At 68.6% G+C, this 20,412-nt stretch carries 19 protein-coding genes; 6 read left to right on the top strand and 13 right to left on the bottom strand.

Going from position 1 to position 20,412, the window contains the following annotated elements:
• Positions 1-14: 14 nt before the first annotated feature.
• From trxB to OHA10_RS11010, 6 genes are all read right to left on the bottom strand, one after another.
• Positions 15-995, bottom strand: a complete 981-nt coding sequence (trxB, locus tag OHA10_RS11035) for a thioredoxin-disulfide reductase (protein WP_371406083.1) — start codon at positions 993-995, stop codon at positions 15-17.
• Between the two features lie 96 nt (positions 996-1,091).
• Positions 1,092-1,853 (bottom strand): anti-sigma factor, encoded by a 762-nt coding sequence (locus tag OHA10_RS11030; RefSeq protein ID WP_371406082.1) that lies wholly within the window; start codon positions 1,851-1,853, stop codon positions 1,092-1,094.
• A gap of 117 nt (positions 1,854-1,970) precedes the next feature.
• Entirely contained in the window at positions 1,971-2,696 is a 726-nt protein-coding gene (gene sigM, locus OHA10_RS11025; protein ID WP_371406081.1) for an RNA polymerase sigma factor SigM, read from the bottom strand.
• The gene (locus OHA10_RS11020; RefSeq protein ID WP_371406080.1) at positions 2,693-4,357 is read right to left on the bottom strand and encodes a protein kinase family protein; all 1,665 of its coding nucleotides are present in this window, start codon (positions 4,355-4,357) and stop codon (positions 2,693-2,695) included. Before OHA10_RS11020 ends, sigM begins: the two co-directional genes overlap by 4 nt.
• A 104-nt stretch (positions 4,358-4,461) precedes the next feature.
• A complete protein-coding gene (gene murJ, locus OHA10_RS11015) occupies positions 4,462-6,108 on the bottom strand; it encodes a murein biosynthesis integral membrane protein MurJ (protein ID WP_371406079.1) in 1,647 nt (548 codons plus the stop codon).
• On the bottom strand, positions 6,101-8,410 hold the full coding sequence (locus OHA10_RS11010; RefSeq protein ID WP_371406078.1) for a DUF6049 family protein: 2,310 nt from the start codon (positions 8,408-8,410) through the stop codon (positions 6,101-6,103). The genes murJ and OHA10_RS11010 overlap by 8 nt, the downstream gene beginning before the upstream one ends.
• Positions 8,411-8,434: 24 nt before the next feature.
• Between OHA10_RS11010 and OHA10_RS11005 the strand changes: the two genes are divergently transcribed.
• Both OHA10_RS11005 and OHA10_RS11000 read left to right on the top strand, forming a co-directional pair.
• Positions 8,435-9,895 carry a CCA tRNA nucleotidyltransferase gene (locus OHA10_RS11005; RefSeq protein ID WP_371406077.1) on the top strand — a complete coding sequence of 487 codons (1,461 nt, stop codon included), beginning with the start codon at positions 8,435-8,437 and terminating at the stop codon, positions 9,893-9,895.
• Between the two features lie 40 nt (positions 9,896-9,935).
• Positions 9,936-10,568 (top strand): hypothetical protein, encoded by a 633-nt coding sequence (locus OHA10_RS11000; RefSeq protein WP_371406076.1) that lies wholly within the window; start codon positions 9,936-9,938, stop codon positions 10,566-10,568.
• Here the strand turns inward: OHA10_RS11000 and OHA10_RS10995 are convergent.
• Both OHA10_RS10995 and OHA10_RS10990 read right to left on the bottom strand, forming a co-directional pair.
• Complete coding sequence (locus tag OHA10_RS10995; RefSeq protein WP_371407928.1) at positions 10,565-10,837, bottom strand: hypothetical protein; 273 nt, start codon at positions 10,835-10,837, stop codon at positions 10,565-10,567. The genes OHA10_RS11000 and OHA10_RS10995 overlap by 4 nt on opposite strands.
• Positions 10,720-11,328: an aminotransferase class IV gene (locus tag OHA10_RS10990; protein WP_371406075.1), complete on the bottom strand. Its 609-nt coding sequence runs from the start codon at positions 11,326-11,328 to the stop codon at positions 10,720-10,722. Before OHA10_RS10990 ends, OHA10_RS10995 begins: the two co-directional genes overlap by 118 nt.
• Positions 11,329-11,433: 105 nt before the next feature.
• Here OHA10_RS10990 and OHA10_RS10985 point away from each other — a divergent pair, with 105 nt between their 5' ends.
• A complete protein-coding gene (locus tag OHA10_RS10985) occupies positions 11,434-12,045 on the top strand; it encodes a hypothetical protein (protein WP_371406074.1) in 612 nt (203 codons plus the stop codon).
• Here the strand turns inward: OHA10_RS10985 and OHA10_RS10980 are convergent.
• Entirely contained in the window at positions 12,042-12,491 is a 450-nt protein-coding gene (locus OHA10_RS10980; protein WP_371406073.1) for a GNAT family N-acetyltransferase, read from the bottom strand. The genes OHA10_RS10985 and OHA10_RS10980 overlap by 4 nt on opposite strands.
• A 67-nt stretch (positions 12,492-12,558) precedes the next feature.
• Here OHA10_RS10980 and OHA10_RS10975 point away from each other — a divergent pair, with 67 nt between their 5' ends.
• Entirely contained in the window at positions 12,559-13,821 is a 1,263-nt protein-coding gene (locus OHA10_RS10975; RefSeq protein WP_371406072.1) for an amidase, read from the top strand.
• Here the strand turns inward: OHA10_RS10975 and OHA10_RS10970 are convergent.
• Positions 13,781-15,676 (bottom strand): discoidin domain-containing protein, encoded by a 1,896-nt coding sequence (locus OHA10_RS10970; protein ID WP_371406071.1) that lies wholly within the window; start codon positions 15,674-15,676, stop codon positions 13,781-13,783. The genes OHA10_RS10975 and OHA10_RS10970 overlap by 41 nt on opposite strands.
• A 113-nt stretch (positions 15,677-15,789) precedes the next feature.
• Here OHA10_RS10970 and OHA10_RS10965 point away from each other — a divergent pair, with 113 nt between their 5' ends.
• Positions 15,790-16,803: a LacI family DNA-binding transcriptional regulator gene (locus OHA10_RS10965; RefSeq protein WP_371406070.1), complete on the top strand. Its 1,014-nt coding sequence runs from the start codon at positions 15,790-15,792 to the stop codon at positions 16,801-16,803.
• On the opposite strand, the gene OHA10_RS10960 is transcribed toward OHA10_RS10965, so the two are convergent.
• From OHA10_RS10960 to OHA10_RS10950, 3 genes are read right to left on the bottom strand one after another with little or no spacing between them, the layout of a single operon-like run.
• Entirely contained in the window at positions 16,800-17,990 is a 1,191-nt protein-coding gene (locus tag OHA10_RS10960) for an RNA polymerase sigma factor (RefSeq protein WP_371406069.1), read from the bottom strand. The two genes, OHA10_RS10965 and OHA10_RS10960, sit on opposite strands and share 4 nt — an antisense overlap.
• 2 nt (positions 17,991-17,992) lie before the next feature.
• Complete coding sequence (locus OHA10_RS10955) at positions 17,993-18,370, bottom strand: YciI family protein (RefSeq protein ID WP_371406068.1); 378 nt, start codon at positions 18,368-18,370, stop codon at positions 17,993-17,995.
• Positions 18,367-18,804, bottom strand: a complete 438-nt coding sequence (locus OHA10_RS10950) for a hypothetical protein (protein ID WP_371406067.1) — start codon at positions 18,802-18,804, stop codon at positions 18,367-18,369. The genes OHA10_RS10955 and OHA10_RS10950 overlap by 4 nt, the downstream gene beginning before the upstream one ends.
• A gap of 136 nt (positions 18,805-18,940) precedes the next feature.
• Here OHA10_RS10950 and OHA10_RS10945 point away from each other — a divergent pair, with 136 nt between their 5' ends.
• Positions 18,941-20,401: a M81 family metallopeptidase gene (locus OHA10_RS10945; protein ID WP_371406066.1), complete on the top strand. Its 1,461-nt coding sequence runs from the start codon at positions 18,941-18,943 to the stop codon at positions 20,399-20,401.
• The last annotated feature ends 11 nt before the right edge of the window (positions 20,402-20,412 follow it).

Here is a 20,412-nt window from a genome sequence, read left to right as displayed (position 1 = left end):
GTTATCAGTCAGGTTCAGACAGAGACAGGCTCGGTGCCGGCGGCCGCGTGTTCGGCGTCCTCCAGCGTGGCCAGGTAGCGCTCGGCGTCCAGGGCGGCCGCACAGCCGGTGCCGGCCGCGGTGATCGCCTGCCGGTAGGTGTGGTCCACCAGGTCGCCGGCGGCGAAGACGCCGGGCAGGTTGGTCTCGGTGCTGTCCGGCTTGACCAGCACGTAGCCCTCGTCGTCCAGATCGACCTGGCCCTTGACCAGCTCGGAGCGCGGGTCGTGGCCGATCGCGATGAACAGGCCGGTGGCCGGCAACTCACGGGTCTCGCCGGTCTCGGTGTCCTTCAGCGTCAGGTGGGTCAGCTTGTCCTCACCGTGGATCTTGTCGACGGCGGAGTTCCACTGGAACTCGATCTTGTCGTTCGCGAACGCGCGGTCGGCCATGATCTTCGAGGCGCGCAGCTCGCCGCGACGGTGCACCAGGTGCACCTTCTTGGCGAACTTGGTCAGGAAGGTGGCCTCCTCGACGGCGGAGTCGCCACCGCCGACGACCGCGATCTCGTGGTCACGGAAGAAGAACCCGTCACAGGTCGCACACCAGGACACGCCGTGCCCGGACATCCGGTCCTCGTCGGCCAGGCCGAGCTTGCGGTAGCCCGAACCCATGGCCAGGATCACGGTCTTGGCCCGGTGCTCGGTGCCCGCGGAGTCGGTGACCACCTTGATGTCGCCGGTCAGGTCGACCTTGATGACGTCGTCCGGCACCAGCTCGGCGCCGAAGCGCTCGGCCTGGGTGCGCATCTCGTCCATCAGCGCGGGGCCCATGATGCCCTGCGAGAAGCCCGGGAAGTTCTCCACCTCGGTGGTGTTCATCAGCGCGCCACCGGCGGTCACGGAGCCCTCGAAAACCAACGGCTCCAAAGCCGCGCGAGCGGCGTACACGGCAGCCGTGTAACCGGCCGGGCCGGAGCCGACGATGATGACGTTGCGAACTGTGGAGTCGCTCATTCAGGCGTTCCTCGGGGAGTCGAGATTGGTACGTCGTACTCAACGGATCCTAGAGGCCGTCCATTCCCACGGTACCCACCCCGTAAGGGCGGGTCGTCATCGATTGCGCAGTGTCACCGTGGTGTCGTAGAACGGGCTGGCAACTCCGCCCGGCTCGCTACATCCGGTGACCGCGAACACCTGGATGTCGCGCGGTGAACCGCCCTGCAGACCGATGATCGTGGCCCGCTTGCCGTCGATCTTGGCGGGCTGGACCAGCCGGACGTTCGGGTTCGGCCGGCCGGACGCGAACGTCCGGGCGCAGGCCTGCTCGGCCGCCGAGCCGTGCATGATCGAGCCGGGGTTGTGCTCGAGCCACTGCTGGATCTGCGGGCCGAGGTCGTTGGTGGTGATCGTCACCGCGTCCGCGGGCGGGGAGTTCTGGTCGGTGCTCGCCGCGCCGTCACCCGCGTTGTCCTTGGTCGCGAACACCACGCCGATGCCGATCGCGGCGATCAGTACGACGCCGGCCGCGGCGCCGAGCAGCTTCGGCAGGTGGCGGCGGGGCTCCTCGCGGATCTGGGCCAGCGAGTGCACGCCGACCGTCGAGGCACGCAGTACCGACTCCGACACGATGACGGCGTCCAGGTGCTCGGCGACGTCGGTCGGCATCGGGATGTCGGCGCGGCCCTCCTCGGCCAGGTCTTCGGACAGCTTCACCAGGGCGTCGTACGTCTGCTGGCACTCCGGGCAGGCCTTCACATGCTCACGAGCGCGGTGCGCCTCGGGGGCAGGCAGCAGGTTCTCGATCAGATCGGCGATCGTGTCCGTGTCCAGGTGCTCGAGGTGCTCACTGGTCGGCAGACCGGATTCGGTCATCGGGGCTCGCCTCCTCACAGGAGGTATGCGGCGGCGTGATCATATGAAGCTCCGGGTCGAAGACAGGTGCAGTCGGGTCGCCAGAGGCAGGCGACTTCGCTTCGACGGTGTACCCGTTCATTCGGTTCCCACCGCTTCCGCGGCGGATTTTTCCGGTACGTCGGACTCCCTGGTCGTCTGCCAATGCCGCAGCAGCGGGAGCAGCTTGGCGCGGCCGCGGGCGCAGCGGGACTTGACCGTGCCGGGGGCGCAGTCGAGGATCGCTGCCGCCTCCTCGATCGAGTAGCCCTCCATGTCGACCAGGACGAGCGCGGCGCGCTGGTCCTCGTTGATCTGCTTGAGCGCGTTGAGGACGTCCAGGCGGCGTTCCCGGACCTCGGCCGGGTCCTCTTCGGACGGACCGGCCAGCTCGGCCGCGCGGTCCTCGTCCTCGGGCAGCGGGTCGGCGGCCCGGACCTGGCGGCGGCGGATCCGGTCCAGACACGCGTTCACCACGATCCGGTGCAGCCAGGTCGTCACCTTCGCGTCCCCGCGGAACGAGTCGGCCCGCCGGAACGCCGAGATGAACGCCTCCTGCAGCGCGTCGGCCGCCTCCTCGGGCTCGCCGAGGGTCCGGATCGCGACCGCCCACATCCGGTCCCGGTGCCGCTTGACCAGGAACCCGAACGAGTCCGGGTTGCCGGCCACGTGCATCCGGAGCAGCTCGTGGTCGTCGAGCTGGTCGTAACTCGTCGGCGCACCGGCATGGGCAGGCCGCCCAGCCGGATTCACCGGTTCGCCGGCGCCGATGCGCGGGACGTCCGGGCGGGGCGGCTGGTCGCCCGACTCCAGGTGGGCCGTCATTTCTGGATTGAGACCTCCGAGATCGTGCCCCGGTACTTACCGCCGCTGTCCTTCGGCAGCTTGGTCAGCCAGACGAGCACGTACCGCGTCTCGGTCGGCGCCGAGGGGGTGAGATTCACCGTACCCTCGGGCTGGTCCGCTTGGGTGGCGACGGGCTTCCAGCCGTCGACCGTCGTCGGCGACGTGTTCGGGTCGGCCTTCGGGACCATCAGCTGGAGGCTCGTGTCGTCGCCTTGCACCGCCACCGCGACCTTCGACACGGTGGTCGGCGCGCCGAGGTCGTAGATGATGCCGACGCCGGGCTTCTGGCCGCCGAGGTTCGCCTTGCTGTACGACATCGTCGTCCAGGTCGTGCTCGCCTTGCCGTCGTAGGTGTTCGGTACGTCCTCCGGGTGCTCCTCGCCGTTGCCGTCCGGCTTCGGGTCGAAGTCCTTGGCGCCGACGATCTTGGCCGGGCCGCCGGTCGCCGACGGTGTCGTGCTGGTCTGCGGCGGGGCACTGCTCTTCGCGCCGCCGCTGTTGCTGTCCTGGTCGTTGTTCATCGCGCCCTTGAGCAGGAACTGCGCCATCGCGATCACCGACAGCAGCGCGAGGATCGCGAGCAGGATCAGGATCCGGCCGCCCCAGGAACCCTTCGGCTTCGGCTCGTCGTGCCGGCGCCGGCCGTTCCCGTTCGACGGCGGGGGAGTCTGGCGCCGGACCGGCCGCGTCTCGGCCGCGGCGTTGTACGCCGGTTGCGGCGGGCGGTACCCGTTCGGCTCGGCGTCGTACGTCGGCCGCGGGGTCGGGTCGAGCGCCGGCGGGCCGGCCTGCGGCACCACCTGGGTGGCGTCGTCGATGCTCCCGTTCTGCCGGGCGACCTGGACGGTCTCGTCCATCTGGTTCGGCGGCTCGTGCGAGCTGCCGACGACTCCGGACAGCGCGGCGGACAGGCCGGCCGCGCTGGTGATCGGCGGGGCGTGGTGCCGTGGCGGATCGCCCAGCAGCCGGTCGCTGATGTCGTCCAGCGAGCGCGGTACGCCGGCTCGCACCTGGCGCGGGCTCAGCAGCCGGCCGTGCTCGACCGGCGCGGGCTGGAGTCCCCAGGCCGGCGCCGGACCGGGCCAGCGGCCGGTCAGCGACGCGAACAGCAGTTCGCCGAGCGCGTGGACGTCCTCTTCGGGTGACCCCGCTCCGGACGACCGCAGCGCAGCCTCGGTGGCCACGCCGACGACCTTGATCGCGCCCGCGTCGGTGATGATCACGGTCGCCGGGCTGATCGCTCCGTGCGCGTAGCCGGTGCGGTGCAGGTTCTCCAGCGCTTCGGACACCTCGCGGGCCAGCCAGCCCGCCTGCTGCCCGGTCAACGGTCCGGTGCCGAGCATCCGCTCCAGCGACCGCCCGCCGGCCCACTCGCGGACGCAGTACGTCACACCGTCGTGCATGTCGCAGTCGAGCACCCGCAGGAACCGCGGATCGTTCGCGGCGGCAGCCCGGCGCGCGGCGTCGAACAGCAGGTTCGTCCGGGGATCACCGACCGGCAGTACGTCGACGACGACCGCGCGGCTGAGGACCTCGTCCACGGCCCGCCATACACGCGCACCGTCGATCTCTGCCAGCAGCTCGGCGATCCGGTACCGCCCGGCCAGCAGGGCACCAGGACTCACGGTCTGGTTCGACACGGTGTCTCTCGCCCTCCTTGATGCCCCAGCGGCCCTTTCGCAGCCCCCATGCTAGTGCCACCGCTGACTAGACAAGTGGTGCACGAATGCACAAGCGTTCCGGTTCAGCGGCGTACAGGCAACTTCGATGTGACCATGGACACCACGTCGTTCACTTCGTGGATACGGAGTACCCGGGACACACCGGCGTACACCGGGAGCATGACGACCGCCGCGATCGCCAACTCGAGGATCGCGCCGAGCGGTCCGGACCATTCGATTCCCAGGCTCAGCACCCAGATCACCACGCGGGCCGTACCGGCGCCGGCCACCGCGGCGATCACCATCGCCAGCAGCGGGAGCCCGATCCCCGCACCGGGCACACGCGGCACCCTCCGCCGCAGTACCGGCCGGGAGATCAGTACGGCGACCAGATAGGCGAGCGCGTACGCCGCACCCAGCACCACGCCGCTGAACCGGAGGTGTTCGGCGTCGAGCAGCACCCGGACCCCGATCACGGCCGCGGCGATGTTGGTCGCCGCGATCACGCATTGCAGGAAGAACGGCGTCTTGGTGTCCTCGAAGGCGTAGAACGTGCGTAGCTGGAAGTACTGCACGGTGAACGGCACGATGCCGAGCGCCAGCGTCATCAGCGTGTACGACATCAACGTCAGGTTGTTCTTACCCGAGCCGTACCCGGCGATCAGCGTGACGATCGGATACGCGAACGCGATCATCGCGGCGGCCGCCGGCACGACGATCGCCAGCGTCTGCCGGATCGAACGCGCCGACAGCTGGCCCACCGCGGCGGTGTCGCCCTCGGCCGCCAGCGCGGACATCTGCGGCAGTGCGGCGGTCGCCAGCGAGACCGTGACGATGCCGTGCGGCACCAGGATGATCAGCATCGCGGTGCTGTACGCGAACAGACCGGCCTTCGCGCCCGGGTCGTCCGACGCGCTACCCGCGATGGCGAGCTGCGTGACCACGACGAGCGTCACCTGGTTCACGGCGACGAAAAGAACCGTCCAAAGGCCCAATCGGGCAGTGTGCCCCAGACCGGTACCGCGGAGGCCGAACTTGAGTCGATACGTGTGCCCGCTCGCCTTCAGGTACGGCAGCAGCACCAGCAGCTGGACGGCGATGCCGACCGTGTGCCCGAGCCCGAGCAACAGTTCCTCGCCGTGGCTGTACGTCGGAGGCGTGTCGCCGACCCGGTAGACGAACAGGAAGATCACGATCGAGGCGCACGCGACGATGTTGTTCGCGATCGGCGCCCACATCATCGGACCGAACCGGCGCCGCGCGTTCAGCACCTGGCCGACCAGCACGAACGCGCCGTAGAAGAAGATCTGCGGCAGACAGAGCCGGACGAACATCACCATGTTCGCCTTCTCGGTCACCCGGGACGGATCGTGCAGCTCCTTCGGCAGGTACAGCTCGGCGATCGCCGGCGCCAGCAGCACACATCCGACCGTGACGACGGCGAGTACGACGAAGCCGAACGTCAGCACGCGGTTGGTGAAGTCCTGACCGCCGTCGTCGTGGTTCTTGATCGCGCGCACCAACTGCGGGACCAGGACGGTGTTGAACACCCCGCCGGCGAGCAGGATGTACAGGCTGTTCGGGATCGTGTTCGCGGCGGTGAAGATGTCGCCGCGCAGCGCGGTGCCGATCGCGGCGGCGAGCAGGGCGATCCGGATGAATCCGAGCAGGCGGGACAGCACCGTTCCGGCTGCCATCACCGCCGCGGATCGCAGGGTGCGGTCAGCCATCCTTCGAACCGACTCCTTCTTTCAAGGACGCATCCGGAGCCGCAGCTTCGGGTACGCCGTTCGCCGCGGGGCGATCGTGGGCGGGATCAGGGGTGTCACCGGACTCGGCTGCGTCACCGGCCTCAGCGGTTTCAGCGGCCTCGGCAGCGGGAGTCGGGTTGCGGCGCTCGGTGCGGATCCGGCGGTAGATGCGGACGAACGACGTACCGAACAGGAGGGCGCAGGCGGCGCCGACCAGGATCCAGCCGACGCTGCCGTACTGGCTGGCCTGGATCAGCAGCTCCTGGGACTTGCCGACCGACTGGCCGCCGGCGGTGACCACCTGGGCGTTGGCCCGGATCAGACCGTTCTGCTCGGCGCTCGCGGTGATCCGCGGGGTCCACTTCTGCCGTGGGCCGAGGACGGCGGTCTGCGGCGGGGTGATCTTCAGGTCGGACCGGTTGGCCGCGTTGACCTCGATGCCGACCCGGACCGACCACTCGGTGTCGTTGGTGATGGTCAGCGGGAACGTGCCCTTGCTGCCGGCCAGGTTGACCTTGATCTCCTTGCGCAGCCCGCGGTCGACGCTGGCGTTGACCAGGTGCACCTTGCCGAGCTGCTGGTTCGCCGATCCGAGCTCGATCGCGGTGAAGTGCCGCGCCTCTTCCGGATAGCCGTTCCAGCCGGACGATGTGGACCTCAGCAGCGCGTGCGTCATTACTTCCGGCAGCGCGTTCTCGTCGACGAGCAGGCCTTGCATCGTGCTGGTCGCGGTGTCGAGGTCCTGGATGCTGCTGATCTGGGAATCAGTCAGTACGCCGTTGGTCGGCGGTGCCTTCGGAGCTCTGGCGGACTGTGGCCTCGGGTTGCTCGCCACAACCGTGCTGACGTCGGTGGCCTTGATCCAGGGCAGTGACAGGGCGGCGGCGAGTTGCGCGGTGGCGTTGCCGTTGCTGTCCCAGCCGCGGGGCGGCAGGACGACCACCGACGCGGTGCCCTTGCCGCTCGCGGCGATCAATGCGGTCTCGGCTGCGAACCGCTGACGGACCTGCAGCGGGCTGGCGGCGGTGTCCTGATCCGGTCCGCCGCTGGTGAGGGACGAGTCGGCGATGACGGTCCGCACCGGGTTGTCGGGGCCTTCGGGCGTCACCACGTCGTACACGGGGGTCGACGTGAGCACGGGACGGGTCGCGGCGGACCATGACGAGCTGCTGACCAGATTCAGGTCGCTGGTGCTGGCGCCGGCGAAGCCGCCGGAGGCTGCGCCCAGGTAGCGACTCGCAGCAGCGCCGCCCTCGAGCCACAGCCCGTTGGTGAAGGTCGCCGGCACGTTCACGGAGGGCGGGGGCAGGATGTAGCCCTGGGTCGTCTGGCGGGCCTGGGCGACCAGCTTCTTCAGCGGCTCACCCGAGTCGAGCAGCCCGGCCACGTCAGGGTCGCCGTACGGCAGGAGGACGACCTGGTTGCCGGCGGACCGGGTGGCGTCGAACTCCTTGAGCCAGGTCGCCGCTACGGACTGTCCGTTGCCCTGAGTGGTCTGACCGTTCGGACCGAGGATGACGTAGCCCTTCGTCATCTGCCGGATCTCGTCGAGCATCGCGGGGTCGACCAGCCAGGTCACCTTGCGGGCCTTGCCGAGCGCGAGCAGGCGGCCGAGCGAGCCGGTCGGCGCCAGCGACTGGGCGAGGGAGTCGTTGGCGAAGTTCTTGCCGCCGAGCTGGGTCGGGCGGTGCCGCAGCGGGATGACGAGTGCGGTGTCGACGGTGCGGGTCAACGGCGTGGTGCCGGCCACCGGCATCAGCGTGCGGGCGCGGCCGGCCATGATCCGGGAGCTGTTCGGCGGCTCGCCGCGGAACGTGACGCCGACGACGTACACGCCGGTCTGGTCGGTGATCCGCCATTCCTTCCACGGCACCGTCAGCGAGAACTCGACGGTCTGCTTCGGCGCCAGCGGCTGGTCGAACGGCTTGAACGTCTGCGGGTCGTTGGTCAGGTTGCTGCAGCTGTCCCGGTCGTTCATCGGGATGTTCTGCTCGGTCGGGATCGCGTCGACGGCGGCCGTGCTCGCGAGCCGGGTGCGGTCGATACAGGCCAGCGCCTGCGGATCGTTGAACGTCACCGAGCTGGTGTTCGTCACCCGGCCCTTGATCACCACCGGCAGGCCGGGCCTCGGAGCGACCGGGCCGAACGAGTCGATCGTGACCTGGACGGTCGGATCGTCGGCCGGTGCGGCGTCGGCCGGAGCGCCGAAAGTCGCTGCCGAAGCAGCAACCAACAGGCAGGCACTCGCCACCGCGGAGAGCCTCAGTCGCCGTCTGAACACGCCGTCACCGTAACCTAGTTCCCCGTGTCACCCTTTGCCGACCAGTCAGCCTCCGCCGGATCGTTGCCCGCAGTGCAGCGACGAGCCGTCCAGGCCTTGCTGCAACTCGCTCCGGTGGTCGACGAACTGGGCTCCCGGTTCGATGCCGCCGGCCATGAGATCGCCCTGGTCGGCGGTCCTGTCCGGGACATTCTCCTCGGCCGGGGGAGCAAGGATCTGGACTTCACCACGTCAGCGCACCCCGATGTGATCGAGCGGTTGCTGTCCGGGTGGGCGGACCATGTGTGGGACATCGGCAAGGCGTTCGGCACCATCGGTTGTCGTAAGGGCGAGTGGGTTCTGGAGATCACGACCTACAGGTCGGAAATCTACGATCCCACCTCGCGCAAGCCCGAGGTCGCGTACGGCGACAGCCTGGAGGGCGATCTGGCCCGCCGGGACTTCGCGATGAACGCGATGGCGGTCCGGTTGCCGTCGCGGCAGTTCGTCGACCCGTACGGCGGGATCACCGACGTCGCGAACAAGGTGATCCGGACGCCGGGCACCCCGGAGGACTCGTTCTCCGACGACCCGCTGCGGATGATGCGCGCGGCCCGGTTCGCCGCGCAGCTCGGATTCACACCCGATCCGGCGGTGGTCGCGGCGATGACGGCGATGGCCGACCGGATCACGATCGTGTCCGCGGAACGGGTCCGGGACGAGCTGGAGAAGCTGATCTGCGCCGATCAGCCGCGGATCGGGCTCGATCTGCTGGTGTCGACCGGGCTGGCGAAGTACGTGCTGCCGGAGCTGCCGGCGCTCAAACTGGAGCGGGACGAGCACCACCGGCACAAGGATGTGTACCAGCACTCACTCACCGTCCTCGACCAGGCCATCGATCTGGAATCCCGCCTGTCTGTTCCGACGCCCGATTTCGTCGTTCGGTTCGCCGCGCTCATCCACGACATCGGGAAACCGAAGACGCGGAAGTTCGAGGACGGCGGGAAGGTGACGTTCCATCACCACGACGTGGTCGGGGCGAAGCTGGCCCGGAAGCGGATGAAGGCGCTGCGGTTCAGCAACGAGCAGATCGAACAGGTCAGCAAGCTGATCGAGCTGCACCTGCGCTTCCACGGGTACGGCGACGGCGAGTGGACCGATTCCGCCGTACGGCGTTATGTCCGCGACGCCGGCGACCAGCTCGAGCGGCTGCACGTGCTGACCCGGGCCGATTCCACGACCCGGAACAAGCGCAAGGTCGAGATGCTCCGGGCCGCGTACGACGACCTCGAGGCCCGGATCGCCCGGCTGCAGGAGCAGGAGGAGCTCGATGCCCTGCGCCCCGATCTCGACGGCAACCAGATCATGCAGATCCTCGGCATCCCGCCGGGCCGCGAGGTCGGCGAGGCGTACAAGTTCCTGATGGAGCTCCGCCTGGACGAGGGTCCGCTGGGCGAGGAACGCGCTCGCGAGGAACTCCTGCGCTGGTGGTCTGAGCGCTCTTGAGCCCTCGTGGCGCGACGGTCCGGGGCAGTACGGTCGGGAAATGGTGTGGCTATATCTCACCTTGGGCGCGGGGGTTCTGATCGTCGTCGGCGGTTACCTCCGGGCTCGGGGTGCGCCGGCGCGAGCCGCAGTGGGTGCGAAGAAGCGGATGCGCGACCTCGTGACCGAGGACGTAGAGCAGCTCCGTGCTGAACTCGACACGCTGGATGGCGCCACGGCAGATCCGCACTACGTGCAGGCACAACGGGCCTACGAGTCAGCTAGGGCCGCGCTCGCGCAGTCGCAGGAGATCGAGACGGTGGCCGAGGCGGTCGCGGAGGGAAACTACGAGGTCGCCTGCGTGCGGGCCCGTCGTGACGGACGGGAGTTGCCGGAAGACCGAGTGGCTTGCTTCTTCGATCCGCGGCATGGCCCGTCGACCGTCGACGTGCTGTGGACAGAGCCGGGCGGTGGGCGGCGGAGGCTGCCGGCCTGCACGGGGGACGCGGAGTGGATCAGCGCCGGGGCGGAGCCGTTTCTCCGCACCGTCGACTACGACGGGGTGCAGGTCCCGTACTGGGAGGCGGACACGGGTGCTTACGGGCGGGCCTACTTCTCTACTGACGAGCACGCGCTTGCGGTGTTCGCGGCCGAGCCGGATCCGAGCGAAGGCGGAAGCCACACCGCGGGCTAGATCGCCTGTGGGGGTTGAGTTGCGTATGCCTGGGCGATGAGGTCGGCTGATTCCGGGTGCGGTTCGTAGGTCGTGCCGTTGATCGTCGCGACCGGCAGCGCTGGGTCGATCGAATTGGTGAGGTACGCCGCGTCGAACGTGTCGAGGTCTGTCAGGGAGATCGGTGCAGTGCTGTAGGTGGGCAGGCCGCGTTGGAGGATCTGCTGGCGGATGCCTTGGAGGATCGGCGCGGACGGGAAGACGAGTTCTGTGCCACGCGCGAAGCAGATGTTCCAGATGGAGGCTTCGGAGATCTCGCCGGATGTGGTGTAGAAGAGAGAGCGTTGTCGTAGCCGGCCTGCTGGGCCTTGTGGGCGTGGTAGGTCAGATCGAAGGTGCCGGTGTGCTTGAGGTGCGGGACTGATCGTTCGTGCTCGTAGGTTGCGAGACGGATGGGGTCGGTGGCCGGTGCGACCGGTGGGCCGACGCGCACCAGCAGGTGGAGGCGCGTGGTCGCGAAGACGTTGACACGGATGGAGAGGTCGCCGGAACCGGCCTCGTCGACGGCCGCGCGGAGGTCGGCGCGGACCCGATCGGCGGACAAGGGCTCACCGAAGACCTCGCGGGTGCTGCGATCGAGACGGTCGAAGTGCAGGTCGAGACCGTCGACCTTCCCGTCCCGGACCTGCATCGAGGTGAAGTGACCGAAGGTGGTTGCACGCAGCAACACCGGATCGACCGCGCGCAACAAGCCCCCGTCCAACAGCAAGAAATCCGTCACGCGCTCTTAGGTCCTCTCGGGTGGTCCATCGCCTACTGCGGGGCACTCGGCACGGCACCTCGCCGCTACGGCGCTGAACCACCCGAGAGGACCTAGTCTCGCCGTGTGGACGTATGGAGCATCATCGGGTGGGGCGGATCCGCGCTTGTCGTGTGGTCGTTGTTGCAGACACGGATCCTGCGGCTGCGGGTCCTGAACCTCGTCGGCTGCGTGATCCTGGTCGGCTTCAACGCCGCGGTCGGGGTCTGGCCGATGGTCGGCATGAACGCGGTGCTGGCGGTCATCAACGTCGTACACCTCTGGCGGCTGCTCCGGCACCGGCACGACGAGGCGGCGTACCAGGTGCTCGAGGTCGACAAGACCGACGCGTACCTCGGCTACGTCCTGGATCGGCACGCGAAGGACATCACCCGGTTCAACCCCGGATTCACGCCCGGGGCGAGCGAATACGCGTTCCTGGTCCAGCACGACGACCGCACCGTCGGCGTGGTCCTCGCCCACGACGCCGGCACCGGCCGCGCCCAGATCGACCTCGACTACGTGGTCCCGAAGTACCGCGACTTCACTCCCGGCGAGTTCGTCTACCGCCGCAGCGACGTCTTCACCGACCACGGCTTCCACCAGGTCCTGGCCCCACCCCGGATGCGCGACTCCACGCCGTACCTGAAAAACCTCGGCTTCCGCCGCGAGGGCGAGCACGTGGTCCTGAACCTCTAGAGATCCTTCGCGAAGCAGAGCGAGACGGTTTCGTGTTCGAAGGGTGGGTACGGCGGGGTTGGGTGGTAGCCGTGGTTTGTGTAGAGGGCTATGGCTTCGGCTTGTCTGGTGCCGGTTTCCAGGCGTAGGCGGGTCAGGCCGGTGGAGCGGGCCTGGGATTCGACGGCGTCCAGGAGGACGCGGGAGAGGCCCCAGCCGCGGGCGGTGGGGACGACGTACATGCGCTTGATCTCGCCGAGGCCGGGGGCGACGGGCTGGAGGCCGACGCAGCCGACCGGGGTTCCGTCGAGGGTCAGGACAGTGAAGCTGATGTCGGGGTGCAGGGCGACGAGCGGCTGGTCGTCGCCGTACATCGCGGCGAGCTCGGCCTGTTGAGCGGTGATCAGTGCCCGGACGGCGGGATCCGTCGCGGGTGCTGCCTGCAGTTCCACTCCCTCGATCAGCATGAATCGGACGGTAGCAAGATGGCGTGACGGTGCTGTTTCCGTTTCCTCTCCGTGGTCTGATGGGTCGGTGAGGACGCTGGAGCAGATCGCCACTGGGGTGCGTGACGGGTCTTTGAACCCGGTCGAACTGGTTGAGGACGCGTTGGCGCGGGCTGCCGATGCCGCAGAGCTGAACGCTGTCGTGCACCTGGATGTGGAGGGCGCGCGCAAGGCTGCCGCCACGCACGACCGGACTGGTGCGCTGGCGGGTGTGCCGGTGCTGGTGAAAGAGATCGTCGAGGTCGAGGGCCTGCCGTATCGCTGCGGGTCCGCGTCGATGGATGACGTGGGCAGGCAGGACGCTGAGGTCGTACGCCGGTTGCGTGCGGCCGGTGCGATCGTCATCGGGCTGTCGCACACGCACGAGTTCGCCTACGGCTGCACAGGTACGTCGAACCGCGTCGGCCCGTGCCTGAATCCGCATGACCCGTCGCGGATGACGGGCGGCTCGAGCTCCGGGTCAGCTGCGGCGGTCGCGGCCGGTGTGGTGCCGTTGGCAATCGGGACCGACACTGCGGGCTCGGTCCGCATCCCTGCTGCCTTGTGCGGGGTGGTCGGCTTCAAACCGTCGTACAACACCATTCCTACTGACCGTGTGTTCCCGCTGTCGCAGTCGCTGGACCACGTGGGAGTCCTGACGCGCACCGCGGCCGACGCCACCTACGCCCTGTCCGCACTCGCCGACCTCGGCGCCGTGGACGTAGGCACGCCCCGCCTCGGTGTGGCTACGAACCCGGAGTACTTTCGACTCACTCCCGGGGCTCGCGGTGCATGGTCTGCCTTGGACGCATTCGAGATGGTCGAAGTGCAGTTGCCGGACTGGTCCCACAGCTTCACCACAGCGGCCAACCTCCAAGGTCCTGAGGCGGTGGCGAACCATTCAGCGCGTTCCCAGGACCGGTATCAGCCAGATGTCCAGCAGCGGCTGCGGGAGGCGTCGGGTGTGCAGCCGGCGGACTATGCCCGGGCGCAGGAAGACGCGGTGGCGATCAGGCGAGAGTTGGATGCCGTGCTGGAACAGGTGGACGCAGTGCTCACCCCGACCGTCCTCACGACAGCACCGCTCATCACCGAAGCGGCCACGCCTGACGGCGGGCTCGAAGTACGCAAGCAGTTGCTCAACAACACCCGCCTGGCCAACCTCACCCGGCACGCGGCGGTCAGCATCCCGCTACCGACCGACGGCCTCCCCGTCGGCTTGCAGATCATTGCTGCAAGCAACGAGAAGGCCGCCGCGGTCGCGTGCTGGCTCAGCGATAGATTCGAAGATCGGCCAGACTCCACCAGTTAGCAGCCGATCCGGTCGACGTCACGCGCACGTACCGCGCAGACGTCGACCGTAGCTCGACCGTCGTCAGTTGGCCCGTGGAAGCGCCGGACGCAACGGTCCGCCAGCTCACACCATCCTTGCTGACAGCAACCTCGTACCCGCGCGCGTAGTCGCCGGCGTTCCCACCACTGTCGAGCGCAACCTCGCGGAACGTCTGGGCCTCGCCCAGATCGACCTGCACCCACTGACCAGGCGCCTGCGCCTCCTTGCTCTGCCAGACCGTCGACCCGTCCTGATCGGTCAACAGACCAGCGTCCGCGCTGTTCACACTCGCCGTCGCACCTGCAACAGCCAGCTGCTGCGGCACGTCGGCCGCCACCCGACCCCAGGTGTACGTCGCGATCGCCCCGCCGGGCAGCTCGTAGTCGAACGTCTTGTCGCCCACCGCGACCGTGAAGCTCCGCGGATCGTCGTTCTCGTTGTGCACCAGCAGCGCCGTCGTACCGTCCGGGTTCCGGAACGCCGCCGACATCAGCTGTCCGTTCCATCCGGTCGTCCCGTACGACGTACTCCCGATCCGGACCGCGCCCGGTTTCACGAACTTCGACAGGTGGCCGATCGTGTAGTACTCCGCATCGGTCGTCACCGTCCCGTCCGGCTGCAGCGTGACCAGGCCGGTGCAGGTGTCACAGCCGCCGAGATGCGGGCCGCCGGTGGAGTCGAGCGCGATGTTCCAGTTGACGACCGACTTCGCCCAGTTGCGCGTCGTACCGAGCATCAGCGTGCGGGCGTGCCACGTCAGCGTGCCGCGGAAGATCTGCGGCGGGGTGTCGGTCGGCCCGTGCGAGCCGGAGCATTCGGTGAACCAGATGCCCTTCGACGGGAACGCGTTGTGCAAATCGGTCTGCTTCGACGGATCGCCCGAGTAGCAGTGGTACGCCGTACCCGCGATCCACTTGGCGGCCGGGGTCTGGAGCAGTTTGTACGGGTAGTCGGTTTCCGGATCCTCACCGGGCGGGGTGGAGGCGATGTCACCCGGATGCGTGGTCCAGTTGTGGTCGTAGCCGAGGATCTTGGTCCGCGGGCTGACGGCTCGCAGCTTCGGCCCGAGCGCCTCGATGACAGCTGCTTCCTGCCGGACCGGCATGTCCGTGCCGGGGTACGCGCTCGGTTTGCGGTTCTGCGGCTCGTTCTGGATCGAGAGGAAGTCGACCGGTACGCCGGCCTTCGCGTACGCCTGGACGAACTTCACCAGATAGCGCGCGTAGGCGTCGTACACCTTGGGGTCGTCCTTGAGCCGGCTGCCGACGAGCGTGTCGCCGGTCTTCATCCACGCGGGTGGGCTCCACGGGGTCGCCATCACCTTGAGTTGCGGATTGAGCTGCTTGGCCCGGCGTAGCAACGGCAGCACCTGCTGCTGGTCGTGCGCGATGGTGAAGTGCTTCAGGCCGAAGTCGGTCTGGCCGGCCGGCACGTCGTCGTACGTGTAGTGCTCGGCCGCGGCGGTGAAGTCGGACGAGCCGACCGGCTGGCGCAGGAAGCTGACGCCGATCCCTTGACGCGGGTCGAACAGTTGGCGCATCGTCTGCTCGCGATCAGCCGGGCTGAGCCGGTACAGCACGCTCGCGGACGAGTCGGTGATCGAGGCGCCGAAGCCGTCCATGGTCTGGTACGACGTCCGCGGGTCGACCGTGATCGTGGTCCGGTCACTCGCACCGTCGTGGAACGTGACGGGCGCGCGCTGGTGCAGCAACTCGGCGCGGTCCGGCGTGGTGACCCAGACGTTGACCTGGGTCGTCGGGGGATGGGCCTGGGCAGGTCCGGTGAGTGACGCCACCGTGAGAGCAAGGGCGACGCCGAAGGCGGGTGTTCTCATCGCGCTCCTCAGGGATGAAACAAACGGCCTCAGGACACGCCCGAGATCGACCACTGTCAAGGTCTGGGAGCGTGGGTCTAGAGTGCTGAGCGTGAAACAAAGCGATGTAACAAATGCCGCGCGGTAGAGCGACCATGCGCGACGTCGCGGCGGCGGCCGGGGTGTCGCTCGCGACCGTCTCCCGCGTGGTCAACCAGGTCGGCGGCATCGCGCCGGAGACCCGGCGGTTGGTCGAGCAGGCGATCGAGGAGCTCGGGCTGCCCGCTCCCATCCCTCGGGGCGGTACGCCGAAGCCGGTCGAGGGCGCCGTCTACGTGCGCTGCCCGTACGTGCTCACCGACTACTTCGGCCTGATCGTCTCGTCGATCGCGGAGACCCTGGACCGGCACGGCCGGCAGGTGGTCCTCAACGCCGGCGAGGCCGCCCAGCACGATCCCGTCCTGCCGCATCTGGCGTCCCGCCGGGGCATCGGCGGCGCCGTACTCATCCTTCCGCCCGAGCCGAGCGAGGATCTGGTCCGGCTGAGCTCGCGTCGGTTCCCGTTCGTCGTGGTCGATCCGCGGACCGCGCTGCCCCGCGACATCCCGTCGGTCTCCGCGGCTCACCACTCGGGCGCCCGCCAACTCACCGCTCATCTGACCGCGCTCGGCCATACCCGCATCGGTGTCATCGCAGGCCCTCGCGAATGGCTGGCCGCCGACGCACGCCTGAGCGGCCACGCCGCCGCGCTCGCTGACGCCGGCATTCTGCCCGACGCCTCGCTGGTCCGCCACGACCAGCCGACCACCGTGCACGGCTATCGCGCCGCCATCTCGCTGCTCGACCTCGACCCGCGCCCGACTGCGCTGGTTGCCTTCAACGACAAGGCCGCTGTTGGCGCCCTGCAGGCCGCAGCCGAACGCGGGCTCTCCGTCCCCAACGACCTCTCGATCGCTGGCTTCGACGACCTCGACCTCAGTCGCGCGACCACTCCCCAACTCACCACGGTCCGGCAACCGCTCCAGGAGATGGGCCGGATGGCCGTCAGCCTCCTGACCCGGCTGTTGGACCGCCACGAGGTCGAGGCCCTGCACGTCGAGCTTGCGACCGAGCTGATCGTCCGCGGCAGCACAGGCTCACCCCGCTAGTGCTCGCGGAGACGTGCCGCGCGGTTGCGGAGGTACCGCTGCTCGAAGGTGTTCGTCGTGAGTTTTGCCGCTGACAGATAGGTATCGGCGGCTTCTCGGTGATCGCCCCGCAGCTCGAGGAGATGCGCCCGGACGGCATGGAAGCGGTGGCCGCGGAGCGCGCGCTCGTCGGTCGACAACGTGTCGAGGAGCCGGATCCCGGCCTCGGGGCCGTGCACCATCGCAGTCGCGACGGCCCGGTTCAGCCGGACGACCGGACCGTCCAGCAACGGTTCGAGCAAGTTGTACAGGGCAAGGATCTGCCTCCAGTCGGTGTCCCGGGCCGTCGTCGCCTCGCTGTGGACGGCGGCGATCGCGGCCTGCAACTGGTACGGCCCGAGTGTCGTCGTACGCATCGCCCAGGTGATCAGCTCGGTGCCCTCGTGGATCGCCGCCTGATCCCAGCGCGAGCGGTCCTGCTCGTCGAGAGGGACGAGCGCACCGTCGGCCGTCGTACGGGCGGACCGGCGAGCGTCGGTCAGCAGCATCAGGGCCAGGAGTCCGGCCGCCTCACCGTCGTCGGGCAGCAGACTGTGCAGCATCCGGCCGAGCCGGATCGCCTCCCGGGACAGGTCGGCCCGCGCGAGCTCGTCGCCCGCCGTACTCGTGTAGCCCTCGTTGAAGATCAGATAGAGAACCTGCAGTACGGCGGCCAGCCGCTCCTCGTAGTCGTCGGGCCGACGGAACGGTTGTCCCCGCAGCTTCTGCTTCGCGCGGCTGATCCGCTGCCCGATCGTCGCTTCCGGAGTGAGCAGAGCGGCGGCGATCTCGCTCGTGGTCAGGCCGCCGACCGCTCGAAGCGTCAAGGGGATCTGGGACGCGGCGGGTAGCGCCGGATGGCAGCAGAGGAACAGAACGGTCAGCGAGTCGTCGGTCGCGCTGACCGGTGCCGGAGCGACATCCGGCGTACGAACTGCGTCCTCCCGGCGCCGGCGGGACTCCTCGTTGCGCAACAGGTCGATCAGTCGCCGGGAGGCGACCCGGATCAGCCAGGTCCGTGGCTCATCCGGGACGCCCTGCTCGGGCCACTGTTGCGCGGCGACCAGGAGAGCCTCCTGGACCGCGTCCTCACACGCCTCGAAGTGGCCGTACCGGCGGACCAGAGCGCCGAGCACCTGCGGGGCGAGGCTGCGCCACAGCTCGTCCATCGTCAGCTGTCCGGGCGGATCTCTTCCGGTCCGGCCATGATCGGCCGTACTTCGACCGTGTCGCCGACAGCGTCGACGATCCGGCCAGCGATCGCCATCGCCCGGTCGTGGCTGTCACAGTCCACGATCGCGAAGCTCGCCAGGACCTCCTTGGACTCCGCGAACGGTCCGTCACTGGCGACCGGCCCGGCCGCGGTACGTCGTACCGTGCGGCTCAGTGCCGGATGCGCCAGGCCCTCGGTGCCGAGCAGCTCGCCGGTCGCGGTCAGCTCCGCCGCGAGGTCCTCGTAGAACTTGCACGCCGCGAGGAACTCCGGACTGTTCACATCGACGGTGTCCCAGGCGGCCTGGTCGCCGTACGCGAGAAGCAGGTACTTCATCGGTCACTCCTTGAGGCAGCGGTCCGGACCATGGTGGCGTGGTAACCGCCGCCCGGGTACACCCAGTCTCCGGTGAGGCGGTTGCCGTTGTCGGTGAAGACGCCCTTGAAGTGGCCGGGGGAGCCCTTGAACCCGCCCCAGATCGTGAGCTCGTCGCCGGCCAGCTCGTAGACGTAGTCCAGCGTGTTGCCGTCGGCGTCGTACACGCGCGACTTCACCTCCGTCCCCCGCTCCCCGCCGAACGGGTGCTCGTAGCCGATGATCTCGGTCATCCGTACTTCGTGGCCGTCGTGATCGAGGCGGCCGCGCTGGACCAGGAAGTGGCCGCCGTCCATCCATTCGAAGGTCGTCGTACCGGTCGCGCCGCCGGTGACGTCCCAGGTGCCGACGAGTCGGCCGAGCCGCTGCAGTTCGTTGGTCATGTCGTTGGTCATGTCGTTGTCCTTTTCGATCGGTTGCCGGCTTGTGCTGCTACCTCGAAGCCGGGCGGCGGCTTTCGACAGGTTCGAGATGTTCAAATCTGGACAAGAGGCAGTGCGCGAAACGGCTCGGTTGTGGCAGGTTTTAGACATGAACCTTCGGATCGGCATCGCCGGGATCGCCATCGAGTCCAGCACGTTCTCGCCGCATCGGGCCGGGCTGGCCGATTTCGACGTACGGCGCGGGGACCACCTGATGGAGCGGTACGAGTTCCTCGGGAAGGACTGGGCGCAGGGGATCGACTGGGTCCCGCTGCTGCACGCGCGGTCGCTGCCGGGCGGCGCCGTGCTGCCGGAGGTGTACGACGACCTGTCCGCGGAGATCATCACGCGAACCGAAGAGGCCGGTCAGCTCGACGGGTTCTTCTTCGACATCCACGGCGCGATGAGTGTGGTCGGGCGGCAGGACGCGGAGGCCGATCTCGCCACGCGGATCCGGGTCGTGATCGGTCCCGACGTACTGATGTCGGCGTCGATGGACCTGCACGGGAACGTGTCCCGCGAGCTCGGTACGGCGGTGGATCTGATCACGTGCTACCGGATGGCGCCGCACGAGGATGCGATGGAGAGTCGCGAGCGGGCGCTGCGCAATCTGGTCGAGCGGCTGCGTTCGGGGTTGGGGAAGCCGGGGAAGGCGTGGGTTCAGGTGCCGGTGCTGCTGCCCGGCGAGAAGACGTCGACGCGCCTCGAGCCGGCCAAGTCGATCTATCACCGGGTCGGCGAGATCGCGGACGAGCCCGGGGTGCTGGACGCGGCTGTGTGGGTCGGGTACGCGTGGGCCGACGAGCCGCGCTGCCGAGCCGCTGTGGTAGTCACTGGTGATGATGCTTCTTTGATTACTACGCGTGCTGCTGAGTTGGCTGCTGCTTATTGGGATGCGCGCGACGGGTTCGAGTTCGTTGCGCCGACCGGGACGTTGGAGGAATGCGTGACGGCTGGCCTCGCCAGCACGGCGCGCCCGTTCCTGATCAGCGACTCCGGCGACAACCCGACAGCCGGCGGCGCGGGTGACACTTCTTGGACGCTCGGGCAGTTGCTCGCGATGGAGGAGCTGACGTCCGGCAAGGCGACCGCGATCCACGCGAGCATCACCGACCCTGCGGCCGTTGCCGCGTGCGTCGCGGCCGGCGTCGGGAACGAGGTCGAGGTCTCCGCCGGCGGCAAGGTCGACAACATCCCGGCCGGCCCGGTGCCGATGACCGGCACCGTCTTCTCCCTCTCCGAAGACCCGGTCGGCGGCACGGTCGCCGTGGTCAAGGTCGGCGGCCTCCACTCGATCCTGACCACCCGCCGCAAGCCATACCACCACATTGCCGACTTCACCCTGCTAGGCCTCGACCCCTCGGCGACCGATCTGGTCATCGTCAAGATCGGGTACCTCGAGCCCGAGCTCTACAACCTCGCAGCCGACTGGCTCCTGGCCCTCACCCCCGGCGGCGTAGACCAGGACCTCCTCCGCCTCGGCCACCACGGCGTACTCCGACCGCTCTTCCCCTTCGACCCCGACATGTCCACCCCAGACCTCACCCCCGAGCTCCTCCCAAACAGCTGACACCCTCCGCG

This window comes from Kribbella sp. NBC_00662 (genome assembly GCF_041430295.1).
Taxonomy (GTDB): Bacteria; Actinomycetota; Actinomycetes; order Propionibacteriales; family Kribbellaceae; genus Kribbella.
Note: the sequence above shows the minus strand (reverse complement) of the source record. Positions and strands in the feature narration are given on the sequence as shown.